The sequence below is a fragment of the Saccharothrix isguenensis genome (assembly GCF_052936305.1).
On the sequence record NZ_CP193626.1, the window covers coordinates 493434 to 517000 of the forward strand.

Here is a 23567-nt window from a genome sequence, read left to right on the forward strand (position 1 = left end):
CTGGGGGAAATGGGGGATGGCAGGACGCGGAGAGGTGGACGAAAATGCCGGTCCCGGTGCACCGAACGCTAAATTGCCCGACATGACGAGGGAGCACGACGTGCCCGCCGACGTGCTGGACCGGTTCAGCGCCTACGTGAGGGAGACCAGCGCGCTCACCACCCTGTTCCACAGCCGGGTGGCGGAGCAGCTGGGCCTGTCGCCGACCGACGGGAAGTGCCTGGACATGGCGATGCGCGCGGACGGCCCGATCACGGCCGGCCGGATCGCCGAGCTGTCCGGCCTGTCCACCGGCGCGGTGACCGGCGTGATCGACCGGCTGGAGCGCGCCGGGTACGTGCGGCGCGTGCGCGACCCGCACGACCGGCGGAAAGTGCTGGTCGAGGTGACCGTCGGGGACGAGGGGGAGTTCGACCACCTGTTCGCCGGCGCACAGGAGGCCCTGCGCGAGGTGCTGTCCCAGTTCACGCCGGAGGAGCGGGACGTGCTGGAGCGGTACAACCAGATCCTCGTCGAGACGTTTCGCCGGCGCGTGATCGGGGCCTGAGCCGGCAGCATTGCCCGCATGGCCGCTCAGTGGAACTACCTGATGGACATGGACGGCGTGCTCGTGCACGAGGAGCACCCGATCCCCGGCTCCGGCGAGTTCGTCGCCGAGCTGACCGCGAACGCCATCCCGTTCATGGTGCTCACGAACAACTCCATCTACACCCAACGGGACCTGCGCGCCCGGCTCGTCCGCACGGGGCTGGACGTGCCCGAGGCCGCGATCTGGACCTCCGCGCTGGCCACCGCGAAGTTCCTCGACTCGCAGCGGCCCGGCGGCTCGGCGTACGTGATCGGCGAGGCCGGCCTGACCACGGCGCTGCACGAGATCGGGTACGTCCTGACCGACCGCGACCCGGACTACGTGGTCCTCGGCGAGACCCGCACCTACAGCTTCACCGCGATCACCAAGGCGATCCGGCTGGTGGAGCAGGGCGCGAAGTTCATCGCGACCAACCCGGACGCCACCGGCCCGTCCCGCGAGGGCTCGCTCCCGGCCACCGGCTCGATCGCCGCGCTGATCGAACGCGCCACCGGCCGCGCGCCCTACTACGTGGGCAAGCCGAACCCGTTGATGATGAGGTCGGCGCTGCGCGCGCTGGGCGCCCACTCCGAGACCACGCTGATGATCGGCGACCGGATGGACACCGACGTGCGGGCCGGCCTGGAGGCGGGGTTGCGCACGATCCTGGTGCTGACCGGCATCTCGGCCGAGTCGACCGCCGAGCTGTACCCGTACCGGCCGACCCGGGTGGTCAAGTCGATCGCGGACCTCGTCGGCCACTCCGCCGACCCGTTCCCCGAAGCGGTCTGACGGCGGCGGTCCGGCCCCACCCGGCCTGCCGCGGCACGGTCCGCCGCCGGCACCCGGTTGATCCGTTCGGCCGACCGCCCGGCCCGGTCGCGCGGAAGCTCCGCGCGTCCGGTGACGGGGCCGTCGCACGCGGCGCCCAGGCGGTCCAGCAGGTCCGCCTGGAGCCGCAGCCGGTCCCCGTGCTGCCACGGGTGCCAGGCGTGCCCCGCTTCGGCGGCGATGGCCACCACCGCCTCGTCCGGTTCGCCCGCGACCGGTTCGAGTTGCTCTCTCACGGGCAGGAGATGCCGCCGCGCGCCGCTCATCCGGCACGCCGTCCAATCTCCCCCGCCAGGGGGAGATGTCCGGTCCGAGGCCGAAGCCGCCTGGCGCACCGCTGATCGTCTTGTGCGCACCACACCCGCGCGTCGCTTATCGTCGCGGGTGTGGACAGACCGCTCTTCGTGGTCGGCGACGTGCACGGGCACCTCGCCGAGCTGACCCGCGCCCTGCACGCCTCGGATCTGGTCGACGCCGAGGGCGACTGGTGCGGCGGCGACGCGGAGCTGTGGTTCCTCGGCGACTTCGTGGACCGGGGCCCGGACGGCATCGGCGTGATCGAGTTCGTGATGCGGCTCGCCGAGCAGAGCGAAGGCCGGGTCGACGCCCTCATCGGCAACCACGAGGTGCTGCTGCTGGGCATGCACCGGTTCGGCGACCGGAACGTTCCGGGTGCGCCGACACCGCGCAGCTTCGCCCGCAGCTGGCAGCTCAACGGCGGCCTGCGCAGCGACCAGGACCGGCTCACCGGCGCGCACATCGACTGGCTGACCACCCGCCAGGTGCTCACCGAGGTGGACGGCCACCTGCTGATGCACTCCGACACGCTCGCCTACCTGGAGTGGGGCGACACGATCGACGAGGTCAACGAGGCGGTGTGGGACGTCCTCAAGGGCGACGACCTGGACCACTGGTGGGAGTGCTGGCGCAAGATGACCACCCGCTACGCGTTCCGCGGCCCGGACGGCGCGGCGGTGGCGGACGAGCTGCTCGAAGTGCTCGGCGGCCGGGAGGTCGTGCACGGCCACAGCGTCATCGCCGACCAGCTGGGCGTGGCGCCGCCGGAGATCGACGGCCCGCTGCGGTACGCCGACGGCCGGGTGCTGGCCATCGACGCGGGCCTCTACAGCGGCGGCCCGTGCCTGGTCGTGGAGCTGGACCACGACGACTAGACGAGTAATGCGTAAGTCGAGGCGGTAGCCGAAGACGGACGAAGGGTGTTCAAGATCAGTTTGTGACGACCGACCTGAACACCCTTCTCACCGCACTCTACGTCAAGATCGACGACCACCTCACGGGCAGGCGCCGGCCGGGCCGGCCACCGAAGCTGACCGATGCGGAGCTGGTCACCCTGGCCGTGGCCCAGGCGCTGCTCGGCTTCACCTCCGAGGCCCGGTGGCTGCGGTTCCTGCCCGTCCGGATGCCCGGCGCGTTCCGGTACCTGCCCGGCCAGTCCGCCTACAACCGCCGCCTGCGCGCCGCGTTGCCACTGGTCAAGCAAGTCATGCGCATGTTGGCGGCCGACACCGACCTGTGGACCGACACCACCTGGATCGTCGACTCCACCCCGGTCGAATGCGGACGCTCCCTGCCCACCGTGAAGCGCTCGGAACTGGCCGGCTGGGCCAAGTACGGCTTCTGCCGCTCACACTCGCGCTGGTTCTGGGGCTTGCGCCTGCACCTGGTCTGCACCCCGGCAGGACTACCCGTCACATGGGCGTTGGCCGACCCGAAGATCGACGAGCGACAGGTGCTCATGGCCATCTGCGACCACGAACCCCACCTGCTCGCCGACCGCCCCGGCCTGCTGATCATCGCCGACAAGGGCTACGTCTCCCACGAACTCGACCACTACCTCGCCGAGCGCGGAGTCCGACTGATCCGGCCGTCCTACCGCAACCGGACCCCGCATCCCGGCGAGCCGCTGCTCAAGTCCGTCCGCCAGCTCATCGAGTCGGTCAACGACACGCTCAAAGGACAGCTGGACCTGGAACAGCACGGCGGGCGCACCATCGAGGGCGTCGGAGTCCGCATCGCCCAACGACTCCTGGCCCTGACCGCCGCCATCTGGCACAACCGCGCCACCGGCCAACCCGTCACCCGGTCCCTGACCGCCTACGACCACTGACCGAGTTACGCATTACTCGTCTAGGCACCAGGGCGGGGACTCCTAGGGCAGGGGGACGATCTCCTTGCCCAGGGGCATCAGCGACACCGGCACCATCTTGAAGTTCGCGATGCCCAGCGGGATGCCGATGATCGTCACGCACAGCGCCAGGCCGGTGACGACGTGGCCGATGGCGAGCCAGATGCCCGCGACCAGAACCCACACCACGTTGCCGATCAGCGACGCGCCGCCCGCGCCCGGCCGGTCCACCACCGTGCGACCGAACGGCCACAGGGCGTAGTTCGCGATCCGGAACGACGCCAGCCCCCACGGGATGGTGACGATCAGCACGCAGCAGATGATGCCGGCGACCACGTACCCGACGGCCAGCCAGAAGCCGCTCAAGACCAGCCAGATCAGGTTCAAGATGATCCTCACGCGTTCATCTTGCCCGATTAAGCTCCGGTCCCGTGCCGAACAAACTCCGCTGGGGCGTCGTCGCGACGGGCGGCATCGCCGACGTCGTCACCGGCGACCTCCGCCTGCTGCCCGACGTCGAAGTGCTCGCGGTGTCGTCCCGCGCGCTGCCCAAGGCCGAAGCTTTCGCGGCCAAGCACGAGATCCCCCGCGCCTACGGCGACTACGCGGACCTCCTCGCCGACCCGGACGTGGAGGTCGTCTACGTGGCGACGCCGCACGTGCAGCACCACGAGGTGACGCGTGCGGCGCTGGAGGCGGGCAAGCACGTGCTGTGCGAGAAGCCCGCCACGCTCACCCTGCCGCACCTCCAGGACGTGGTGGACCTGGCGCGCGAGCGCGGCCTGTTCTTCATGGAGGCCATCTGGAGCCGGTTCAACCCGCTCACCGCGAAGCTCCGCGAGGTGGTCGCGGAGGGCGCGGTCGGCGAGCTGCGATCGGTTCGGGCGGACTTCGGGTTCACCCTCGAACGCGACCCGGCGCACCGGCTGTGGAACCGGGCGCTCGGCGGCGGATCGCTGTTCGACCTGGGCATCTACCCGGTGTCGTTCGCGCACATGCTGCTCGGCGAGCCGGAGACCGTCGCCGCGCACGGTTCCCTGGTCGACGGCGTGGACGCCGAGGTCGGGATGCTGCTCGGCTACCCCGGCGGCGAGCACGCGCTGTTGGCGTCGTCGCTGGTCAGCCCTCTGCTGTCGAGGGCGGTCGTGTACGGGACGCGTGGCCTGGTTGAGCTGCCGGGCATGCACCACGCCCCGACCGCCATCATCGTGAACGGGGTGGAGCACCGGGCGGAGATCGAGGGCGCCGGGTACGTGCCGCAGTTGCGGGAGGTCGTCGCGCGGGTGAAGGCGGGCGAGGTGGAGAGCCCGACGATGTCGCACGCCGAGTCGCTGGCCATCCTGCGGACCATGACCAAGGTCGCCGACCAGGTGGGCCTGAGCTACGACCAGGACCTGACCGGCCTGGCTCCCTGACCGGCCCGGCTACCTGGTCGCCTGCCCCGACCCGGCGTGCCCCGACCTGCCTGCCTGCTCCGAGCTGTCCGCCTGGCCCGACCGGCCGGCGGCCAGCAGCGCCTCCGTCACGTGCACGACCGCCTCGACCCGGCGGCTGCTCGGCGTGAGCAGGTGGCTCAACGCCACCCGCACGATCGTCTCCGCGACCAGGTGCACCCGCCGGTCGGGCAGGTCGGGCCAGTGCCGCCGGATGTGCCGGCCGAACACCGTGGTGGCCTGGGTGAGCACCGGTCGGCCCCTGGTGGTCAGGAACGGGAGCATGTCCTCGGCGTTCGCCCCGGTCAGGACCGACCTCGCCAGCTCGTCCTCGTCCGCCAGGTCGAACGCGAACCGGATGCCCTCCCGCAGCCCTTCGAGCGGATCGGGCGTGCCGAGCAACCGCTCGCGCACGCCGTCCAGGAACTCGGTGGTCTTGTGCAGCGCCACGGCCTGCACCAGCCGTTCCTTGTTGCCGAACTCGTTGTAGACGCTCTGCCTGCTGACGCCCGCCCTGACCGCGACCTCCGCCATGCGCAGGCCACGGGATCCGTGTGCGGCCAACAACTCGGCCGCCGCGTCGAGCAGGGCACGGGTGAGTTCCGTCACGGCGCAGAGCTTTCCACAGCGCCTAAAGTGCGGTCGTGCCGCTGACCGTCGGATTCGACCTCGACATGACCCTGATCGACCCCAGGCCCGGCATGGCGGCGGTGATGGACGCGGTGGCGGCGGAGAGCGGCTACCCGCTCGACGGGGCGCACTTCGCGGCGAACCTCGGCCCGCCGCTCGACATGGTCTACCGCGAGTCCGGCGTGCCCGAGGCGGACATCCCCGACCTGGTCGCCCTGTTCCGCGCGCTGTACCCGGAGGTCGTCATCCCGGCCACGGTCGCCCTGCCGGGCGCGGCGCAAGCGCTTGCCGTGGTGCGTGAGCTGGGCGGCACGACGATCGTGGTGACCGGCAAGTACCGGGCCAACGCGGCGCTGCACCTGGCCGCGCTCGACTGGGAGGTGGACCACCTGTTCGGCGAGCTGTGGTCGACCGGCAAGGCCGAGGCGCTGAAGATGCACGGCGCCGCCGTCTACGTCGGTGACCACGTGGGCGACGTGCGGGGTGCGAAGGCGGCCGGCGCGGTGTCCGTCGGCGTCGTGAGCGGGCCGTGCAGCGGTGACGAGCTGGCCGCCGAGGGCGCGGACGTGGTGCTGCCGGACCTGACCGCGTTCCCGGACTGGCTGCGGACGAACGCCTCGCGGCTCACCGCCGGGTCCGGGACTCCCGCACCGCGCTGAACACGCCCAGCGCGAGCCCGGCGGGCGCGAGCAGCCAGCCGGCGGCGAACACCCAGACGGGCAGGCCGCGTTCGCCGACGATGAACATCGCGACGATGGCCACCACGCCGAGCGCGAACAACGCCATGGCGAGCGGCATCAGCTTCGGGGTCGTCGACATGCGTGGGATCGTAGTCGCGCTTTCGGAGGTGCCCCGGCGGCGGTGTTCTGGATAGTCTGGTGGGACGCGCCCTGGGCACGCCCCGGGCGCGTTCGTCGTGTGATCGCTTAAGGATTGGTGAGAACGGTGCCGACCGGCAAGGTCAAGTGGTACGACACGGAGAAGGGCTTCGGCTTCGTCACACAGGACGGTGGCGAAGACGTCTACGTGCGGAAGTCCGCGCTGCCTCCGGGTGTCGAGGGCTTGAAAGCCGGTCAGCGGATCGAGTTCGGCATGGCCGAGGGCAGGCGCGGTCCCCAGGCGCTGTCCGTCCGGCTGATCGACCCGGCGCCCTCGGTCGCGGAAGCCCGCCGCCGTCCCGCGGAGGAGCTGCACGGGCTGATCGACGACATGATCAAGCTGCTGGAGGTCAAGGTGCAGCCGGACCTGCGCCGTGGCCGCTACCCGGAGCGGAAGAACACCAAGCTGATCGCCGACGTGGTCCGCGCCGTCGCCCGGGAGCTCGACCCGTAAACCCGTGGACCCGCGGTCCGCGCTGCGGGGTGACCACCACCCGCGCGAGGTCGCGAACGGTCGACTTCCAGGCGACCGAGCCGCTGCCTGGGCAGCGGCAATCAAACACGGTCGTCCACGGACAGGACCCAGGTGCCACGGGCGACGAAGTCGAACGCGCCCGTGGTGCTCGTCTGGATGCGCGCGCCGTACTGCTGGACCTCGACGCTCTCCAACTGGTCGTCGGGGTTCGGCAGCACGAGCGTGTACGCGTACCGGGGGTCGCGCTCGGTGAACAGCTTGCTCCGCAACGGCTCCTGCGGCTCACCCCGCCCGTTGCGGTAGGTGAACTTCACCGACCAGGCGCTCCCGGCCAGCTCGCCCGGCACGGAGATCTGCACCGGCTTGCCCGGTCGCACCCGCAGCACGCCGGCGGCGTCCGGGTCCGCCTCGCAGTCCTCCGACTGCAGGTCGCAGTACTGCGTCGGCTTGACGTTGATCGCCTCACCGTCGGCGTAGAACGTCACCTCGGGGTCGACGGGGGCCGCGCAACCGACCAGGACCAGCAGCAACAGGGGAAGCAGAACTCGGCGCACGGCAGTCGAGCCTACGTGCCCGCCCGGGGCGCGACGGGCGCGGCCCGCAGCGGTCGGTCGCCGCGCAGGCCCGGGATCAGCGTCGTGCCGCGCCGCGTCTGGATCGTCTGCGCCAGCCCCACCGCGAGCAGCACCGACAGCACGGTGAACCCGACCCAGTACTCGGTCGGCAGCAGCACGCCCAGCGCGCCGCCGAACACCCACGCGAGCTGCAGGATCGTCTCCGACCGGCCGAACGCCGACGCCCTGGACTCGTCCGGCACGTCGTCCTGGACGACCGCGTCCAGCGACACCTTCGCCAGCGAACTCGCCGTCGCCCCGATCAGCCCGACCGCCGCCGCCGTCAGCAGACCCGGCAGCACCGCCGCCAGCACCGTCGACGCCAGGGCCGCCGTCAGGCACCCGATCACGACCTGGTCCGGCACGCCGAAGTGCAGCCGCGCGCCCACGATGTTGCCCAGGAAGCTGCCGACACCCGCCGACGCCGCGATCACGCCCAGCAGCAGCACCTGCATGAACGCGTCACCCTCGGTCTGGGCGCGCACCACGAACGCGGCGAACAGCATCAGGAACCCGGTCAGCATCCGGATCGCGCCGTTGCCCCACAGCGCCACCACGACCGTCCGGCCCAACGGCTGCCGCTTCGGCTTCGGGCTCGCCCGCAGCGACGCCGGCACCTCGCCCTCGGTGACCTCCACCCACGACGGGATGCGCAGGCAGTAGTAGGCGTTCGCCAGGCACAGCAGAGCGGTGAACCACAGCGCGCCCGGTGACCCGAACAGGTTCGCGAGCCCGGCCGCGACCGCACCGAACACACCACCCGCGGCCAGGCCGAACACCGTCATCCGGGCGTTCGTCTTGGACAGCGTGATGTCCCGCGGCAGCACGCGCGGGGTGATGGCGGCCTTGAGCACGGTGAACGACTTGGACAGCACCATGCTGCCCAGCGCCGCCGGGTACAGGCCCCAGTTGTCGAAGTTCAGCGCCATCACGATGGCCAGGAACACGCGCAGGATGCACGACGCCGCCAACGCCACCCGCCTGCCCTGCTGGATGCGGTCCAGGGCCGGGCCGATCACCGGGGCGACCAGCGCGAACGGCGCCACCGTGATCAGCAGGTAGAGGGCGACCTTGCCGCGGCTCTCGCCGGTCGCGGCGGAGAAGAACAGGGTGTTGGCCAGCGCGACCGCCATCGCCGCGTCGGCCGCGTAGTTCAGCATCACCGCGTACGTCAGCGACGACAGGCCGGACTGCTTGGCGCCGTCGGCGTGCGCGGCCTTGCGGAACGCGGCCAGCGCCTGGCCGGTGAGCTGCCTCGTGCGGAACCACACGACCCGGGTGACGGTGAGCTTCTTCGGCAGCGTCGGCGCGGTCGGCTTGTCATCGTCCGGCGGCGGCGCGAAGCGGGCGGACTCCCGTTCGTCGCGCGGCTGGTGGGTGCGGTGCTGGTCCGTCGGCTGGTCGTGGGGTGGCGGTGGTCGCCGACCGGGCGGCGGTGGCGGCTGGTTGTGCGGTGGCCTGCCGTGCGGCGGCTGGTTGTGCGGCGGCTGGTTGTGCGGCGGCGGCTGGTGGCGCGGCGGCGGGTCGTCGTGCGGCGGTTGTCCGGGCACCGGGTACGGCCGGGTGCGCGGCTTGTACTCGTCGTCCTCCCACGGGTACCGCCGCGACGGGTCTTCCGGCCGAGGGGGTGTCACACCCCAATCCTGCCTCACCCGGTGCGGGCTGTCCCGCAGTTGCGCCCGGCGGCGCGCGGTGGTGTCCCGCACCCCGACCACGTCCGACGCGCGTTCAGCCCCGGTTCGGCGCAGGTTCAGTCGCCGGGGAACCGCACCCGGAAGATCGTCGGCCAGTTCTTGCCGGTCACCAGGAACTCGTCGGTGCCCGGCACGGCCGCGATGCCGTTCAGCACGTCGCTCTTCGGCACGCCGTCCGGCCGCAGCGAGCTCAGGTCGACGGTCGCCGTCACCCGACCGGTCCCCGGGTCGATCCGGACCACCTCGTCCGAGTGCCACACGTTCGCCCACACCTGCCCGTCGACGCACTCCAGCTCGTTCAACCGGTCGAGCGGCTGTCCGTCGCGCCGCACCGACACCGACCCCGTCTCGGCGAACGACCCGGGATCGCGGAAGGTCAACCGGTCCGTCCCGTCGCTCATCACCAGCCGGCCGGCGTCACGGCACAGCCCCCAGCCCTCGCCCTCGTACGTGACGCGCCTCACTTCTTCGAGGGTGGTCCGGTCCCGTTCGATGGCCACGCCATCGCGCCAGGTGAGCTGCCAGATCCGGTCGTCGACCACGGTGATGCCCTCGCCGAACATCGTCCCCGGCAGGTCGACCCGCTGCTCCACTTCACCCGTCTCGGGGTCCACCCGGCGTAGCGACGACTGCCCCTCCAGGCCGGTTCCCTCGTAGAGCACCCCGTCCACCAGCTCCAGGCCCTGTGTGAACGCGTCCGGGTCGTGCGGCACCGTGCCGAGCACTTCGAGCCCCGTCGGGCCGCTCGGCGGAGTCGAGCACGCCGCCGACAGGACCAACACGACCGCCATCAGGAGCCACCGCACGTCCAAAAGGGTGGCACGTGTGCACGGGGCTGCGAAGACGTGCGGCACAATTCACCTGTGACCGCCACGCCGACCCAGCAGCCCAACCCAGCGCTCGCCGATCCCGAGGCAGTCCGGTTCGCCCGGGCCGCCGCACAAGAGGAGGCGGGCGCGGACCGCGTCGGCGACCACGTGGGCACGGTCGCCGAGGACCAGGTGTCGGCCACCCACCTCTTCGAGGCCTACCAGTCCGGCTACCGCGGCTGGAACTGGGCCGTCACGCTCGCCTTCGCGGGCCCCGGCACGCCGCTGTCGGTGAGCGAGGTCGTGCTCCTGCCCGGCGACGACGCGCTGGTCGCGCCCGAGTGGGTGCCGTGGCACGAGCGGGTCCGCGCCGGCGACCTCGGTGTCGGCGACCTGCTGCCCACGCCCGACGACGACCCGCGGCTCGCGCCCGCGTACGCCGGCTCGGACGACCCGGCGGTCGAGGAGACCGCGCTGGAGATCGGCCTGGGCCGGGTGCGCGTGCTGTCCCGCGAAGGCGTGCTCGACGCCGCCCAGCGCTGGCACGGCGGCGACTTCGGGCCGCGCAGCGAGATGGCCCGCAGCGCCCCCGCCACCTGCGGTACCTGCGGTTTCTACACCCGGATCGCCGGTTCCCTCGGTGCCGCCTTCGGGGTGTGCGCGAACGAGATGACGCCTGCGGACGGGCACGTCGTGCACGTCGAGTTCGGGTGCGGCGCGCACTCCGAGACCGAGGTCGAGGGCGGCCCGCTGGTGCCCGTCGCCGAGGTCGTCTACGACGACGCGGAACTCGACGTCGAGGTCAACGCGTCCCCGGCCGACGAGAGCGGGAAGTGAGCGCGGACCCGTTCGGCACCGAGGCGCTGCGCGAGTCGGTCCTGGCCGCGTGGCGCGGATCGCCGACGAGGTTCCGGGAGGACGCCAACGCCGAGGAGGACCTGAGGCTCGGCGGCTACCGCGACCGGCTGCTGGTCGAGCTCGCGCAGAACGCGTCCGACGCCGCCGGCGACACCCCCGGCGTGCTGCGACTGTCCCTTGTGGACAACGAACTGCGCGCGGCGAACACCGGCGCGCCGCTGGACGCGGCCGGTGTGGCGGCTCTGGCGTCGCTGCGCGCGTCGTCGAAGGTCTCCGACACGGTCGGCCAGTTCGGTGTGGGTTTCGCCGCCGTCCTGGCCGTGACGGAAGAGCCGCGCGTGGTGTCGCGGTCCGGCGCGGTGGCGTTCTCCGCCGCACGCACGCGTGAGGCGGTGCCGTCGCTGGCGTCGGCCCGCGGCGGTGACGTGCCGGTGCTGCGGCTGGTGTGGCCGTCCGACGAGACGGACGTGCCCGACGGGTTCGACACCGAGGTCCGGCTGCCCCTGAAGTCGCACGCCGACGGGCTGCTCGCCGAGTTCGCCGCGCAGGCGCCCGACCTGCTGCTGGCCCTGCCCGGCCTGCGCCGGATCGAGGTCGGCTCCGAGGCGTGGGAGCGGACCGAGTCCGACGGCGTCGTGGTGCTGACCGGGCCGTCCGGCGCGCAGCGGTGGCTGGTGCACCGCGTCGGCGGCGAACTGCCGTCCTCGCTGGTCACGGGCGTCGAATCGCGTCCGCACTGGTCCGCGTGCTGGGCGTGGCCGATGGACGAGCCGCTGTCCGGCGACGTCCTGCACGCGCCGACGCCCACGGACGAGAAGCTGTCGCTGCCCGCGCGGCTGATCGCGACCCTGCCGGTGGAGCCGTCCCGGCGACGGGTGCTGGCGGGCTCGGCGGCGTCGTTCGTGCTGGACCAGGCCGCGTCGGCGTACCCGGCGCTGGTCGCCTCGCTGCCCGCGATCGAGCGGACGTCCCTGGTGCCGCTGCCCGGCTTCCCGCTGTCCGAAGTGGACGACCAGCTGCGGACCGGCATCCTCGGGGCGTTGCGGACGGCCTCCTGGCTGCCGCTGGCGGACGGCGAGTGGACCGCGCCGTCCACCGCGAAGGTGCTGGACCTGGCGTCGTTCGAACTGGTCGAGCTGCTGGAGGACGTGATCCCCGGCCTGCTCGACTACGAGCTGACCCTGCCGCCGCACGCGAAGGCGCTGGCGGCTTTGGACGTGCCGCGCCTCGGCGTGGCGGAGGTGGTCTCGGCGCTGGCCGGTGTCGGCGGCGACCCGGCGTGGTGGCACGAGGTGTACGACGCCCTGTCGCCCGTCGCGGACGTCGACTCGACGGCGCGCGAGGCGATGGGCTCGCTGCCCGTGCCGCTGGTCGACGGCCGGCTCGTGAGCAGCCCGCGCGGTGTGCTCGTGGGCACCGACTCGGAGCTGTTCTCCGTGCCCGGCCTGCGCATCGCGCACCCCCACGCCGCCCACCCGCTGCTGCTGCGGCTCGGCGCGACCGAGGCCGGTGCGGATGAGCTGCTGGATTCAGAAGCCGTGCGCGAGGCCGTGCACCGGAGCATGGACGACCCCGAGCTGGACGGGCCGGAGCTGGTGCGGACCGTGCTGCGGCTGGTGTCGCGGGCCGGTGGACGGCCGTGGCTGGCGGAGCTGGCGCTGCCCTCGACGGACGGCGAGTGGCGGCGCGCGGACGAACTCGTGCTGCCCGACTCGGCGCTGCTGACGGTGCTGGAGTCCGACGCGCCGTTCGGGGTGCTCGACGCGTCGGTGGCCGAGGAGTGGCCGCGTTCGGTGCTGACGGACGTCGGCGTGATCGACGGGTTCAGCGTGGTCGAGGACGACTCGCCCACCGAACCGGACCACGACCTGGCCGACGAGGGCTACTGGTGGGACACGTTCGACGTGCCGCCCACCCGGGTGCTCGGCATCCGGGACCTCGACCTGGTGGCGAGGGACAAGTGGCCGGAGGCGCTGGCGATGATGGCCGCCGACCAGGTGGCGTGGCGCGCGGTGACCGAGCCGGACGGCTACACGGGCTGGTGGCTGGCCAGGTACGCGACCATCGAAGGCGTGCCGCTCGGGTCCTGGCGGTCGGCCGACGCGGACGGCCTGGAAGGCCTGTACGACGTGGTCCCGCCAGTCGACCTCCCGCCGCACGTGCTGGCGGCGGCCGGGGTGCGGACGTCGTTGAGCGTGGTGGACGAGGACGACGTCGCCGATCTGCTGGCTCGCCTGGGTGATCCGGCGCGCAAGCTGTCCGACGCTCTGGTGCTGCGCGTGCACGCGTTGCTGGCCGAGGTGGCGGACTCCGTGAACGTCGAACCACCGGACCGCGTGCGCGTGCTGACCGGCGCCGCCGAATCGGCCGACGACGTGCTCGTGCCCGACCTGCCGTGGTTGCTGGGGGTGCTGGAGCCCTCGCAGGTGCTGGCGGCCTCGGGCGCGCCGGCGGAACTGGCCGAACTCCTGGCCCTGCCGCTCGCCTCGGAGGAAGTGTCCGGGGCGGTGGTCGGTGAGGGCGACGAGGTGGTCTGGTCGGAGCTGGGTGCCGTGCGGCTGGCGTGCGACCTGCTCGGGGTCGAGCTGCCGGGCGGTTCGCTGATCGTGCACGACGACTTGGTGGTGGCGGCGGAGGGCGCCGAGCACTCGGTGTCGTGGTGGGTGGACGACACGGCGGCGGACCAGCCGGTGCTGCACGCCGCCGACACCCCCGAGGGCTTGGCGCGCGCCCTGGCGTGGACGACGGGACGGTGGGACGACCGGCACACCTTCGCCGCCCTGATCGCCGACCCGACACCCTCCGTGCTTCTCGGCTGATCTGCTCTCCAGCCGGCAGCGGTGAGCAGGGCTTGTCTTCGGAGGGAGACCGGCCTGGCTGGTGAGGATTACCACGCCATGCGGAGCAATTCACGCGTCCGTGCGGGCCGATAACGGAATGTGTCGTTATCGGCCCGTTTTCCGTACCTGCTCGGGTGATGATGTGCGAATGCTTGTTCGACTATTGTTCTGGGTATGGGTGTTGTGCCGGTGTTGTTGACCGAGGATGACGTGTTCGCCGCCGTTGCGGAGGTTGAAGCGTCCATTCGGGCATTGCACCGGCGGCGGTTGGAATTGCTCGCCGAGGTGGTGCGCTGCGGGTACGACCTGGATTCGTACCGGCGGTCGGTTCGGGTGAATCCGGTGGAATTCAAGCAGTGGGTCGCGCAGGTGGGGTTGTTCCTGCCGTCGGTCGCGCCGACCGGGCAGTCGTTGCCGCCGCCGTGCCGGGTGGCGGGTGCGGCGTTGGCGGAAGGTGTGTTGTCGGAGGGGCATCTGCGGGAGTTGGCGCGGGCGGTCGGGACGCTGAAGCTGCCCGACTGGTCGGAGGAGGTCCTGGTCGAGGCGGCGCGGTCGGTGGAGCCGAAGGTGGTCCGGCAGCTGGCGGACCGCATCCGCGACCGCGTCGAGCAGGACGCCGTGGACGAGGTGGACGAGCCGGCGGCGGAGCCTGCGGATGTGGTGTACCTGCGGGATTTGCCGGGTGGACGGGTCGAGTTCTGGGGTGAGCTGTCGGCGGAGACCGGTGCTCGGTTCACCGCGATGCTGGAGCCGTTGTCCGTGCCGCGTCCGGAGGGACCGAAGGACCTCGCGCACCGGTTGGGTGAGGCGTTCGCCGACGTGGTGTCGCTGGCGTCGCGGTCGGGAGACCTGCCGTCCGAGGCCGGGGAACGTCCGCACATCAGCGTCACCGTGGATGTGGAGACGCTGCGGCGCGGGGTGGGACACGCCGTGCTCGACGGCGACCACTACCTCAGCGCCGCTCAGGCGCGGCGGATCGCGTGCGACGCGAAAGTCATCCCTGTGGTGCTGGGTGGCGATTCGGAAGTGCTGGATCTGGGGCGGACGAAGCGGACGGTGAGTGTGGCGCAGCGCAAAGCGTTGCACGCCCGCGACCGGGGATGCGCTTTTCCTGGGTGTTCACGGCCACCGAAGTGGTGCGACGCGCACCATGTGCGGCATTGATCGGACGGCGGGGACACCGATCTCGGGAACCTCGTTCTTTTGTGCCGCGCGCATCACACGCTGGTGCACCACTCACCATGGCGGATCACCATGACCGGAGGCATCCCGACGTTCATTCCGCCACGACACGTCGACCCGGCCCAACGGCCCCGGCAGAACCTGCTCCACCGACCACCCCTGCCCCTCGCGGCCTGACCACCCACGCCACACCAGCGCCTCTGCGCAGGTCAGTCCAGCCCTTGGCCGTGCTGGGCCGTGCGGCTGCCTCGGCGGGCGGCGGACCGTTGCCAGGTGAACACGCCGTAGCCGATGATCCCCAGCAGCCCGCCGGTCAGGCACGTCCACACCAGTACCGTGTCGCCCCGGCCGAACAGCAGCACACCGGCCAACCCCAGGAACCACAGCACCGTGCCCGCCACGATCGCGGGCACCGGGTCCGCCAGCTTCGGCGGTAGCGGCGGCGGGGGCGGGAGGGGTGTTGCGTCCTGTTCGGCCACGTCCGGCAGGCTACCTCGCCGAAACACGGGTGAGGCACGCTCTGCCTGCTCAAACCTCAGCCGCACCGATCAGATCCAGGAGATGCGATGGCCACCGCCGAGACACCCGCCGCCGACACGCCCGCCGGTGGCCCGGCCCGGTCCAAGCTGGACGGGTACTTCAAGATCTCCGAACGCGGCTCGTCGGTCGGCCGGGAGGTGCGCGGCGGGCTGGTCACGTTCGTGACCATGGCCTACATCGTCGTGCTGAACCCGCTGATCCTGGGCAGCTTCGCCGCCGACGACCCCAACGCCAAGGTCGACGTGCTCGGCAACATCCTCACCATCCCGCAGGTCGCGGCGGTCACGGCGCTGGTCGCGGGCGTGATGACGATCCTCTTCGGACTCGTCGCCAACTACCCATTCGCGCTGGCCACGGGCCTGGGCATCAACTCGTTCGTCGCCGTCACGATCGTGCCGCAGATGTCCTGGCCCGAGGCGATGGGCCTGGTCATGGTCAACGGGCTCGTGGTGCTGCTCCTGGTCGTCACCGGCGTCCGCACGGCCGTCTTCAACGCGGTGCCGGCGGAGCTCAAGGCGGCCATCGCGGTCGGCATCGGACTGTTCATCTGCTTCATCGGCCTGGTCGACGCCGGTTTCGTGCGCCGCCTGCCGGACGCGGCGGGCACCACGGTGCCGGTCGGCCTCGGCATCAACGGCTCCATCGCCTCCTGGCCGACGCTCGTCTTCGTCGTCGGCCTGGTCCTCACCGGCATCCTGGTCGCCCGCAAGGTCAAGGGCGCGATCCTCATCGGCGTCCTCGCGGCGGCCGTGCTGTCCATCTTGATCGAGGCCATCGTCCAGGTCGGCCCGTCGAAGGGCGTCAACCCCTCCGGCTGGAACCTCGGCTACCCGGCCCTGCCCGAGCAGGTCTTCGGCCTCCCCGACCTCTCCCTCCTCGGCGACGTCTCGTTCGGCGCGTGGACCAGGATTCCCGCCCTCGCCGCCGCGCTGCTCGTCTTCACGCTGGTGCTCACCGACTTCTTCGACACCGTCGGCACGATGACCGGCCTCGGCAAGGAAGCCGGCGTCATCGGCAAGGACGGTCAGCTGCCCGGTGTGTCGAAGGCGCTGTTCGTCGACGGCCTGGGTGCGGTCGCGGGTGGGGCGGCGTCCTCGTCGTCGAACACCGTCTACATCGAATCGGCGTCGGGGATCGCGGAGGGCGCGCGGACCGGGCTGGCGAACGTCGTCACCGGCCTGCTGTTCCTCGCGGCCATGTTCCTCACCCCGCTGTACGCGGTGGTGCCGATCGAGGCGGCGGCACCCGCGCTGGTCATCGTCGGCGCGTTGATGATCATCCAGATCAAGGAGATCGACTTCACGGACTTCTCCGTGGGCCTGCCCGCGTTCCTCACCATCGTGGTCATGCCGTTCACCTACTCGATCGCGAACGGCATCGGCGCGGGGTTCGTCAGCTACGTGGTGCTGCGCGCGCTGACCGGTCGGGCGCGCAGCGTGCACCCGCTGATGTGGATCGTGGCGGCGGCGTTCGTCGTCTACTTCGGCATCGGCCCGATCCAGGCCGCTCTCGCCGGCTGAATGGGCGATTTCACATCCTGGGCGGCGAGATCGTGAGGTATGCTAACTACGTGGCGGAGACCGAGGCTGAAGCAGGACTGGCAAGCCGGCTGCGGCTGGCCGTGGTCCGGCTCACCCGTCGGCTCCGCGCGCAGCGGGTGAACTCCGCGATCTCGCTCACCCAGGTGTCCGCCCTCTCCACGCTGCACAAGTGCGGGCCCCTGACGCCGGGCGAGCTGGCCGCGAAGGAAGGCGTCCAGCCACCGTCGATGACCAGGGTGATAGCGGCTCTGGAGGAGTACGGGTTCGCCACGCGCCGACCGCACCCCACGGACGGTCGCCAGGCCATCGTGGAGCTGAGCGCGTCGGGGCTCGACTACATCAACGAAGAGGTGTCCGCCCGGGAAGCCTGGCTGGACAAGCGGCTGGCCGAGCTGACACCGGACGAACGGGCGGTGCTGTCGCGCGCCGCCGAGATAATCGACAGGATGGCGGGGCAGTAACGACGTGCCGGCGTACGCGGGTGGGGCAGAGAACGATCAGCTCGATCGCAACACCGCCGCACCCCCGCCCGAGCACGTCGGACCTCCGCCCGAGCACGCCGCACCCCCGCGTTCCCGGATGTTCGGTTCGCTGCGCGTCCGCAACTACCGCCTGTACGCGTCCGGCCAGGTCGTCTCGCTCATCGGGCTGTGGATGCAGCGCGTCGCGCAGGACTGGCTGGTGCTGGAGCTGTCCGACGGTTCCGCCGTCGCGCTCGGCGTCGCCGCCGCGTTGCAGTTCGCGCCCACGCTGTTCCTCTCCCTGTGGGCCGGTGTGCTGGCCGACCGGATGGACAAGCGCAAGCTGCTGCTGTTCCTGGAGAGCGCGCTCGCGCTGTGCGCCCTCGCCCTCGGCCTGATCGACGTCACCGGGGTCGCGCAGTTGTGGCACGTCTACGCGCTGTGCCTGCTGATGGGCACGGTGAGCGCGGTCGAGACGCCGGTCCGGCAGAGCTTCGTGGTGGAGATGGTCGGCCGCGACCAGCTCACCAACGCGGTCGCGTTGAACTCGATGACGTTCAACCTGGCCCGGATGGTGGGCCCGGCGGTCGCCGGTCTGCTGATCGTCGTGATCGGCACCGGCTGGGTGTCCATCATCAACGCCGTCACGTTCGCCGGCGTGATCCTCGGCCTGCTGCTGATGAACGCGTCCAAGCTGTACCGGGCCGCACCGGTGCCGCGCGAGAAGGGCCAGCTGCGCGAGGGCCTGCGGTACGTGCGGCAGCGCCCGGACCTGGTGATCCTGCTGGTCCTGGTGTTCTTCATCAGCACGTTCGGGTTGAACTTCTTCGTCACGCTGGCCGTGCTGGCCCGCAACACGTTCGGTGGTGACGCCGACGCGTACGGGCTGCTGTCCACGATGCTGGCCGTCGGCACGTTCGCCGGTGCGACGCTCGCCGCCCGGCGCAGCACGCGGGGCAAGCCCCGGCTGCGGTTGCTGATCATCGGCGCGCTGGCGTTCGGCGTGCTGGAGGTCGCGGCGGGCCTGATGCCGACGATGTGGCTGACGGGGGCGATGCTGATCCCGGTCGGCATCGGCATGATGACGTTCACTACCACCGCGAACGCGACCGTGCAGCTGGCCGTCTCACCCGAGATGCGCGGCCGGGTCATGGGCCTGTACATGCTGGTCTTCCTGGGTGGCACGCCGGTGGGCGGCCCGGTCATGGGCTGGCTCGCCGAGCACTTCTCCGCCCGCGCGCCGATCGTGTTCGGCGGCGTGGTGTCGATCGTGGCGGCCGTGATCGGCGGGATCGTGCTGGCCCGGCGGGGTGGCTTCACCCTGCCGACGCGCCGCCTGGGTCTGCGCCGCCGCCGCGCTCGCGCCTGAACCCACGCGCGCCTGAACCCACGCTCGGTGCCGACGCGTCCGACAATGTCCGGGTGGTGATCGCGACGGACTGGGTCCGGCTGCTCGTCGTCTGCCTGATCTTCACCGCGGTCGCGGGCGCGGTGGTGTGGTGGGCCGGGTTGGCGTCGCCGCGGCCGGTGGTGCGGGCGGCCGTGCGGGCGGTGGCTCAGCTGGCGGCGGTGTCGGCGGTGATCACCGCGGTGCTGGCGTCGCTGCCGTTGACGGCGGGTTTCCTGGTGCTGATGGCGGCCGTGGCCACGGGCACGTCGGCCGCTCGCACGAAGACGGGCCGACGTGGCGCGTGGGTGGCCGTCGCCATCCTCGCCGGGACGGCGCCGGCGATCGCGGTGCTGGTGGCGAGCGGACTGGTGCCGTTGCGGGGAATCGCGCTGGTGCCGGTCGGCGGCATCCTCATCGGCGGCGCGATGACCGCCACCACGCTGTCCGTCCGCCGGGCGCTCGACACGCTGCGGGACCGGCACGGCGAGTACGAGGCCGCGTTGGCGCTCGGGTTCACCGAACCGGTCGCGGTGCGGGAGCTGATCCGCAAGCCTGCCGCCGAGGCGCTGATCCCGGCGCTCGACCAGACCCGGACGGTGGGCCTGGTGACGCTGCCCGGCGCGTTCGTCGGGATGCTGCTCGGCGGTGCGCCGGTGTGGCAGGCGGGGGCGTTGCAGCTCGTCGTGCTGCTGGGTCTGCTGGCGGTCGAGGCGGTGGCGATCGCGGTGGTGGTGGAGCTGGTCGCACGCGGTCCTGTGCGCAGGACTGGTGCGCCGACAGAAGTTAGGCTAACCTAAGTCTCGTCGCTTCGTGGTGGGAGCGGCAGTCAGTTCGGGAACAGACGGGCCCCGCCCTCCGGTCGTACCACCGGGAGGCGGGGCTCCGTCGTACCCGGCGGCGCCCGCGGCGTCGCACCCGGCGGTGCACCCGGAAACTCGCGTGCCGACAGCGGGCGTTCCTGTCACGATCTGATTGTGTTGACAGCCCGGAACGTGACGCTGTCGTTCGGCCCCCGGACCGTGCTCGCGGAGGTGGATCTCGATGTTCGCGCAGGTGAACGCGTAGGCCTGGTCGCGCCGAACGGGGTGGGCAAGTCGACCCTGCTGCGGGTGCTGGCGGGCGAGCTGGCCCCGGACGCGGGCACCGTCGCCGCGCGCGGGGTGGTCGCCCACCTGACCCAGGAGACCGACATCCGGCCGGGCGAGTCGCTGCGGGACCACCTGGCCCGCCGGACCGGCGTCGACTGCGCCGTGCGCGAGTTCGAGGCCGCCACGCGGGCGTTGGCCGAGGGCGCGCCGGGAGCCGAGGACGTGTACGCGCGGGCGTTCGACCTGTGGACCGCGTCCGGCGCGGCCGACTTCGCCGAACGCGCCGACGAGGTGTGCGACCGGCTGGGCCTGCCCGCGACCCTGCTGGACGAGCGCGGCTCGGGGGAGCTGTCCGGCGGGCAGTCGGCCCGGCTCCGGCTGGCCGCCGTGCTGCTGACCACGGCGGACGTGCTGCTGCTGGACGAGCCGACGAACGACCTCGACCTCGCCGGGCTGGACCTGCTCGAATCGCACGTCCTGCGCAGCCCGGCCGGCATGGTCCTGGTCAGCCACGACCGCGAGTTCCTGGCCCGCACCGCCACCGCGATCGCCGAGCTGGACGAGTTCGGCCACGGCCTGACCGTGTTCGGCGGGGGGTGGGACGCGTACCTCCAGGAGCAGGCCAACGCGCGGCGGCGGGCGCAGGAGGAGTACGAGGCGTACGCGGCCAAGCGCGACGCGTTGACGCAGCGGGCGCGGCAGACGCGGGAGTGGTCGCGGCAGGGCGTGCGGCGCAACGCGAAGTCGGACGAGAGCGACAAGCTCATCAAGTCCGCCCGCAAGCAGGGCGCGGAGAACCTGACCGCGAAGGCGTCCATTGTGGACCGACAGCTGGCCCGGCTGGAGGCGGTGGAGGAGCCGCGCGAGCCGTGGGAGCTGCGGTTGACGCTGCCCGGCGCGGGCCGGGGCAGCCAGGTCGCCTTCACGTTGCGCGGCGCGGTGGTGAGCCGCGGTGACGTGGCGCTCGGGCCGATCGACCTCACCATCGGCGCGGGGGAGCGGTGGCGGATCACCGGCCCCAACGGTTCCGGCAAGTCCACGCTTCTGGGGGCGTTGCTGGGACGCCTGCCGCTCGACGCGGGCGACCGCAGCCAGGGGCCGGCGGTCGTGGTGGGCGAGGTGGACCAGGTCCGCGCCGACTTCGCCGTGGCCGAGACCGTGCTGGACGTCGTCACCGCCCACACCGGTCTCGCGGAGGTGGAGGCCCGGACGCTGCTGGCGAAGTTCCGGGTCGGGGCGGACGCCGTGCTGCGGCCCGCCCGTTCGCTGTCGCCGGGTGAGCGGACCAGGGCGGGGCTGGCCGTGCTCCAGGCCAGGGGCACGACGTGCCTGGTGCTGGACGAGCCGACCAACCACCTCGACCTGGCCGCGATCGAACAACTCGAACAGGCGCTGGGGGACTACGAGGGCACGCTGCTGCTGGTGACCCACGACCGGCGGCTGGCTTCCGCCGTGGGGGTTGACCACACCTTGGACGTGCGGAGCCTGGCAAGATAGGCGCATGGGCACCGAGGAGGACTGGCCGATCGAGCAGACCTGGTCACTGCGCAACACACATTGGCACGCCTATGTGGAGCACACCTCTCTCGACCACGCCTCCCCGCGCCAGGAGCGCCTGGAGCGGACGCCGGAGGAGGTCCTGACCACGCCGACCGAGGTCGCGGCGTGGCTGGAGGTCAACCTGCGGAGCGCGACGAAGCCGGAGGAGGCCGGGAAGAAGCGCGCCAAGGACGAGCGGGACTTCTCCGACTCGAACCGGGTGCACGCGTCCCTGGCGTCCGCCGGCGAGAGCATCTACACCGGCGTGAAGGGCATGTTGACGCTCGCGGTGGAGGCGGTGACGCCCGACGAGTGCCGCAGCTCGCACGACGGCGCCGACGTCGCGCCGCTGAAGGCCGGCCGCCGCCGCTGACCCACTGCGGCTGATTCGCTGTCGCCGACTCCCTGCGGCTGACCAGCCGGGGTGCCCCGCGAGGCACCCCGGTCGGACCGGGCTACAGGCCGACGGGCCAGGTGTGCACGGGCTCGCCGGCGTGCGACAGCTCGACGTAACGCCCGAGCATCGCGCTCAGCGCCGCGTCCCGGTCGGCCCCGCGTTCCTCCAGCAGCGCCACCGTGTCGCGCTGCCACTGCGACCCCGTGCGCCGCGCCAGGCACCGCGCCTCGATCACGCCCAGGTAGCGCTCGCGCGCCGCGTCCGACACCCCGCACGCCTTCAGCCCTTCGTGCGCGAGCGGCAGCAGTCGGCGCAGGACGAGTTCGTCCGGTGGCACCCAGCCGATGCCCGGCCAGTAGAGCTGCGCGCCCATGCCGTGCCGCGACCCGGCGTACAGGTTCTCCTCCGCCGCGTGGAACGACATCTGCGTCCACAGAGGACGTTCGAGGGTGGTGAGGGCGCGCTGGGCGCCGTAGAAGAACGCGGCGTTCGCCATCGTGTCGAGCACCGTCGGCCCGGCCGGCAGCACCCGGTTCTCCACCCGCAGGTGCGGCACCCCGTCGACCACGTCGTACACCGGCCGGTTCCACCGCCACACGGTCCCGTTGTGCAGCCGCAGCTCGGTCAGCGACGGCGTGCCGCCCGACCCGAGCACGTCCAGCGGGTCCTCGTCACCGGTCTCCGGCAGCAACGCCGGGAAGTACCGCACGTTCTCCTCGAACAAGTCGAAGATCGACGTGATCCACCGCTCGCCGAACCACACCCGTGGCCGCACGCCCTGGTTCTTCAGCTCCTGCGTGCGCGTGTCGGTGGCCTGGAGGAACAGCGGGATCCGGGTTTCGTGCCACAGCGCCCGACCGAGCAGGAACGGCGAGTTCGCCGCGATCGCCACCTGCACCCCGGCCAACGCCTGCGCCACGTTCCAGTGCGCCGCGAAGTCGTCCGGCGCGACCTGCAGGTGCAGCTGCACGGACGTGCAGGCGGCCTCCGGCATGATGGATTCCGCGTAGCTGGACAACTTCTCCCCGGCCCGCCCCGGCAGCGGCGCGCCGTCCATCGACAGCACGACCTCTTCGCCGCGCGCCGCGATGATCTGGTCGTTCAGCGTCGTGTACCGCGCCTGCTGCGACAGCCACCGCCGCTCGAAGTGCTCCTGCCGCAACGTCGGCAGCACCCCGATCATCACGATCGACGTCCCGGCGTCGTGCGCCTTGTCGTCGGCCGACGCGAGCGTGGAGACCAGCTCCCGCTCCAGGTCGAGGGTCTCGTTCCCGGCCAGCTCGCGCGGCGGGACGTTGACCTCCAGGTTGTGCTGACCCAGTTCCAGCGTGAACGACGGGTCGTCGATCTTCTCCAGCACCTCGGAGTTGGCCATCGCGGGCCGACAGGCGTCGTCGACCAGGTTCAGCTCGATCTCCAGCCCCATCTGCTGCCGGGGGAAGGAGAAGCTCTCCTCCGCGAGCATGGTCCCCAGGGCGTCCATGCACCGCTGCATGCGCTCGCGGTAGCGCTGGCGGTCCTCTCTGGTGAACGTCCGACTGGACACATCCGTACCCATGCCGCCTCCCAATCGGTAAGGGCTGCTCCGGCGGGCTTAGCGGAGGCCAACCGTGACACAGCAAGTACCGGCCCGCCAGCGCCCAAATCGGTGCT

Annotated in this window: 24 protein-coding genes; 16 read left to right on the top strand and 8 right to left on the bottom strand. The window is 71.8% G+C overall.

Going from position 1 to position 23567, the window contains the following annotated elements; genetic code table 11:
• Nucleotides 1–82 precede the first annotated feature (82 nt).
• The 4 genes from ACRAKI_RS02445 to ACRAKI_RS02460 all read left to right on the top strand — a co-directional run bounded on the left by ACRAKI_RS02445 (nucleotide 83) and on the right by ACRAKI_RS02460 (nucleotide 3527).
• Nucleotides 83–547, top strand: coding sequence for a MarR family winged helix-turn-helix transcriptional regulator (locus ACRAKI_RS02445; RefSeq protein WP_447005417.1), 465 nt, complete (start codon nucleotides 83–85; stop codon nucleotides 545–547).
• A gap of 18 nt (nucleotides 548–565) precedes the next feature.
• Nucleotides 566–1360, top strand: a complete 795-nt coding sequence (locus ACRAKI_RS02450) for an HAD-IIA family hydrolase (protein WP_447005418.1) — start codon at nucleotides 566–568, stop codon at nucleotides 1358–1360.
• 425 nt (nucleotides 1361–1785) lie between these two features.
• On the top strand, nucleotides 1786–2571 hold the full coding sequence (locus ACRAKI_RS02455; protein ID WP_447005419.1) for a metallophosphoesterase: 786 nt from the start codon (nucleotides 1786–1788) through the stop codon (nucleotides 2569–2571).
• A 62-nt stretch (nucleotides 2572–2633) separates the two neighbouring features.
• On the top strand, nucleotides 2634–3527 hold the full coding sequence (locus ACRAKI_RS02460) for an IS982 family transposase (protein WP_447005420.1): 894 nt from the start codon (nucleotides 2634–2636) through the stop codon (nucleotides 3525–3527).
• Between the two features lie 42 nt (nucleotides 3528–3569).
• Here the strand turns inward: ACRAKI_RS02460 and ACRAKI_RS02465 are convergent, their stop codons facing one another.
• A complete protein-coding gene (locus ACRAKI_RS02465; RefSeq protein WP_447005421.1) occupies nucleotides 3570–3944 on the bottom strand; it encodes a YccF domain-containing protein in 375 nt (124 codons plus the stop codon).
• A 32-nt stretch (nucleotides 3945–3976) separates the two neighbouring features.
• Between ACRAKI_RS02465 and ACRAKI_RS02470 the strand changes: the two genes are divergently transcribed.
• Nucleotides 3977–4960 carry a Gfo/Idh/MocA family protein gene (locus tag ACRAKI_RS02470; RefSeq protein WP_447005422.1) on the top strand — a complete coding sequence of 328 codons (984 nt, stop codon included), beginning with the start codon at nucleotides 3977–3979 and terminating at the stop codon, nucleotides 4958–4960.
• A gap of 9 nt (nucleotides 4961–4969) precedes the next feature.
• Here the strand turns inward: ACRAKI_RS02470 and ACRAKI_RS02475 are convergent, their stop codons facing one another.
• Nucleotides 4970–5587, bottom strand: coding sequence for a TetR family transcriptional regulator (locus tag ACRAKI_RS02475; RefSeq protein ID WP_447005423.1), 618 nt, complete (start codon nucleotides 5585–5587; stop codon nucleotides 4970–4972).
• Nucleotides 5588–5622: 35 nt separating this feature from the next.
• On the opposite strand from ACRAKI_RS02475, the gene ACRAKI_RS02480 reads away from it, so the two are divergent.
• Nucleotides 5623–6267: an HAD family hydrolase gene (locus tag ACRAKI_RS02480; protein ID WP_447005424.1), complete on the top strand. Its 645-nt coding sequence runs from the start codon at nucleotides 5623–5625 to the stop codon at nucleotides 6265–6267.
• On the opposite strand, the gene ACRAKI_RS02485 is transcribed toward ACRAKI_RS02480, so the two are convergent.
• Nucleotides 6233–6427, bottom strand: a complete 195-nt coding sequence (locus ACRAKI_RS02485; RefSeq protein ID WP_447005425.1) for a hypothetical protein — start codon at nucleotides 6425–6427, stop codon at nucleotides 6233–6235. The genes ACRAKI_RS02480 and ACRAKI_RS02485 overlap by 35 nt on opposite strands.
• Nucleotides 6428–6553: 126 nt before the next feature.
• On the opposite strand from ACRAKI_RS02485, the gene ACRAKI_RS02490 reads away from it, so the two are divergent.
• The gene (locus ACRAKI_RS02490) at nucleotides 6554–6940 is read left to right on the top strand and encodes a cold-shock protein (RefSeq protein ID WP_447008312.1); all 387 of its coding nucleotides are present in this window, start codon (nucleotides 6554–6556) and stop codon (nucleotides 6938–6940) included.
• A gap of 101 nt (nucleotides 6941–7041) precedes the next feature.
• On the opposite strand, the gene ACRAKI_RS02495 is transcribed toward ACRAKI_RS02490, so the two are convergent.
• The 3 genes from ACRAKI_RS02495 to ACRAKI_RS02505 all read right to left on the bottom strand — a co-directional run bounded on the left by ACRAKI_RS02495 (nucleotide 7042) and on the right by ACRAKI_RS02505 (nucleotide 10060).
• Entirely contained in the window at nucleotides 7042–7515 is a 474-nt protein-coding gene (locus tag ACRAKI_RS02495) for a DUF2771 family protein (protein WP_447005426.1), read from the bottom strand.
• Nucleotides 7516–7526: 11 nt separating this feature from the next.
• Nucleotides 7527–9209, bottom strand: a complete 1683-nt coding sequence (locus ACRAKI_RS02500; protein ID WP_447005427.1) for an MFS transporter — start codon at nucleotides 9207–9209, stop codon at nucleotides 7527–7529.
• A 116-nt stretch (nucleotides 9210–9325) separates the two neighbouring features.
• Nucleotides 9326–10060, bottom strand: a complete 735-nt coding sequence (locus ACRAKI_RS02505) for a glutaminyl-peptide cyclotransferase (RefSeq protein ID WP_447008313.1) — start codon at nucleotides 10058–10060, stop codon at nucleotides 9326–9328.
• A gap of 72 nt (nucleotides 10061–10132) precedes the next feature.
• Here ACRAKI_RS02505 and ACRAKI_RS02510 point away from each other — a divergent pair, with 72 nt between their 5' ends.
• From ACRAKI_RS02510 to ACRAKI_RS02520, 3 genes are all read left to right on the top strand, one after another.
• Complete coding sequence (locus ACRAKI_RS02510; protein WP_447005428.1) at nucleotides 10133–10915, top strand: DUF3027 domain-containing protein; 783 nt, start codon at nucleotides 10133–10135, stop codon at nucleotides 10913–10915.
• Complete coding sequence (locus tag ACRAKI_RS02515) at nucleotides 10912–13755, top strand: sacsin N-terminal ATP-binding-like domain-containing protein (RefSeq protein WP_447005429.1); 2844 nt, start codon at nucleotides 10912–10914, stop codon at nucleotides 13753–13755. Before ACRAKI_RS02510 ends, ACRAKI_RS02515 begins: the two co-directional genes overlap by 4 nt.
• Before the next feature lie 195 nt (nucleotides 13756–13950).
• Nucleotides 13951–14940 carry a DUF222 domain-containing protein gene (locus ACRAKI_RS02520; RefSeq protein WP_447005430.1) on the top strand — a complete coding sequence of 330 codons (990 nt, stop codon included), beginning with the start codon at nucleotides 13951–13953 and terminating at the stop codon, nucleotides 14938–14940.
• Between the two features lie 227 nt (nucleotides 14941–15167).
• Here the strand turns inward: ACRAKI_RS02520 and ACRAKI_RS02525 are convergent, their stop codons facing one another.
• Nucleotides 15168–15437: a DUF2530 domain-containing protein gene (locus tag ACRAKI_RS02525; protein ID WP_447005431.1), complete on the bottom strand. Its 270-nt coding sequence runs from the start codon at nucleotides 15435–15437 to the stop codon at nucleotides 15168–15170.
• Between the two features lie 87 nt (nucleotides 15438–15524).
• On the opposite strand from ACRAKI_RS02525, the gene ACRAKI_RS02530 reads away from it, so the two are divergent.
• The 6 genes from ACRAKI_RS02530 (at nucleotide 15525) to ACRAKI_RS02555 (ending at nucleotide 21890) form a co-directional block, all read left to right on the top strand.
• Nucleotides 15525–17018: an NCS2 family permease gene (locus ACRAKI_RS02530; protein ID WP_447005432.1), complete on the top strand. Its 1494-nt coding sequence runs from the start codon at nucleotides 15525–15527 to the stop codon at nucleotides 17016–17018.
• A gap of 50 nt (nucleotides 17019–17068) precedes the next feature.
• On the top strand, nucleotides 17069–17500 hold the full coding sequence (locus ACRAKI_RS02535; RefSeq protein WP_447005433.1) for a MarR family winged helix-turn-helix transcriptional regulator: 432 nt from the start codon (nucleotides 17069–17071) through the stop codon (nucleotides 17498–17500).
• 118 nt (nucleotides 17501–17618) lie between these two features.
• Nucleotides 17619–18869, top strand: a complete 1251-nt coding sequence (locus ACRAKI_RS02540; protein ID WP_447005434.1) for an MFS transporter — start codon at nucleotides 17619–17621, stop codon at nucleotides 18867–18869.
• A gap of 53 nt (nucleotides 18870–18922) precedes the next feature.
• Complete coding sequence (locus ACRAKI_RS02545; protein ID WP_447005435.1) at nucleotides 18923–19687, top strand: ABC transporter permease; 765 nt, start codon at nucleotides 18923–18925, stop codon at nucleotides 19685–19687.
• Between the two features lie 171 nt (nucleotides 19688–19858).
• Nucleotides 19859–21475 carry an ABC-F family ATP-binding cassette domain-containing protein gene (locus tag ACRAKI_RS02550; protein WP_447008314.1) on the top strand — a complete coding sequence of 539 codons (1617 nt, stop codon included), beginning with the start codon at nucleotides 19859–19861 and terminating at the stop codon, nucleotides 21473–21475.
• 4 nt (nucleotides 21476–21479) lie between these two features.
• Nucleotides 21480–21890 (top strand): hypothetical protein, encoded by a 411-nt coding sequence (locus ACRAKI_RS02555; protein WP_033443353.1) that lies wholly within the window; start codon nucleotides 21480–21482, stop codon nucleotides 21888–21890.
• Between the two features lie 82 nt (nucleotides 21891–21972).
• On the opposite strand, the gene ACRAKI_RS02560 is transcribed toward ACRAKI_RS02555, so the two are convergent.
• Nucleotides 21973–23472 carry a glutamate-cysteine ligase family protein gene (locus ACRAKI_RS02560; RefSeq protein WP_447005436.1) on the bottom strand — a complete coding sequence of 500 codons (1500 nt, stop codon included), beginning with the start codon at nucleotides 23470–23472 and terminating at the stop codon, nucleotides 21973–21975.
• Nucleotides 23473–23567: the final 95 nt, after the last annotated feature.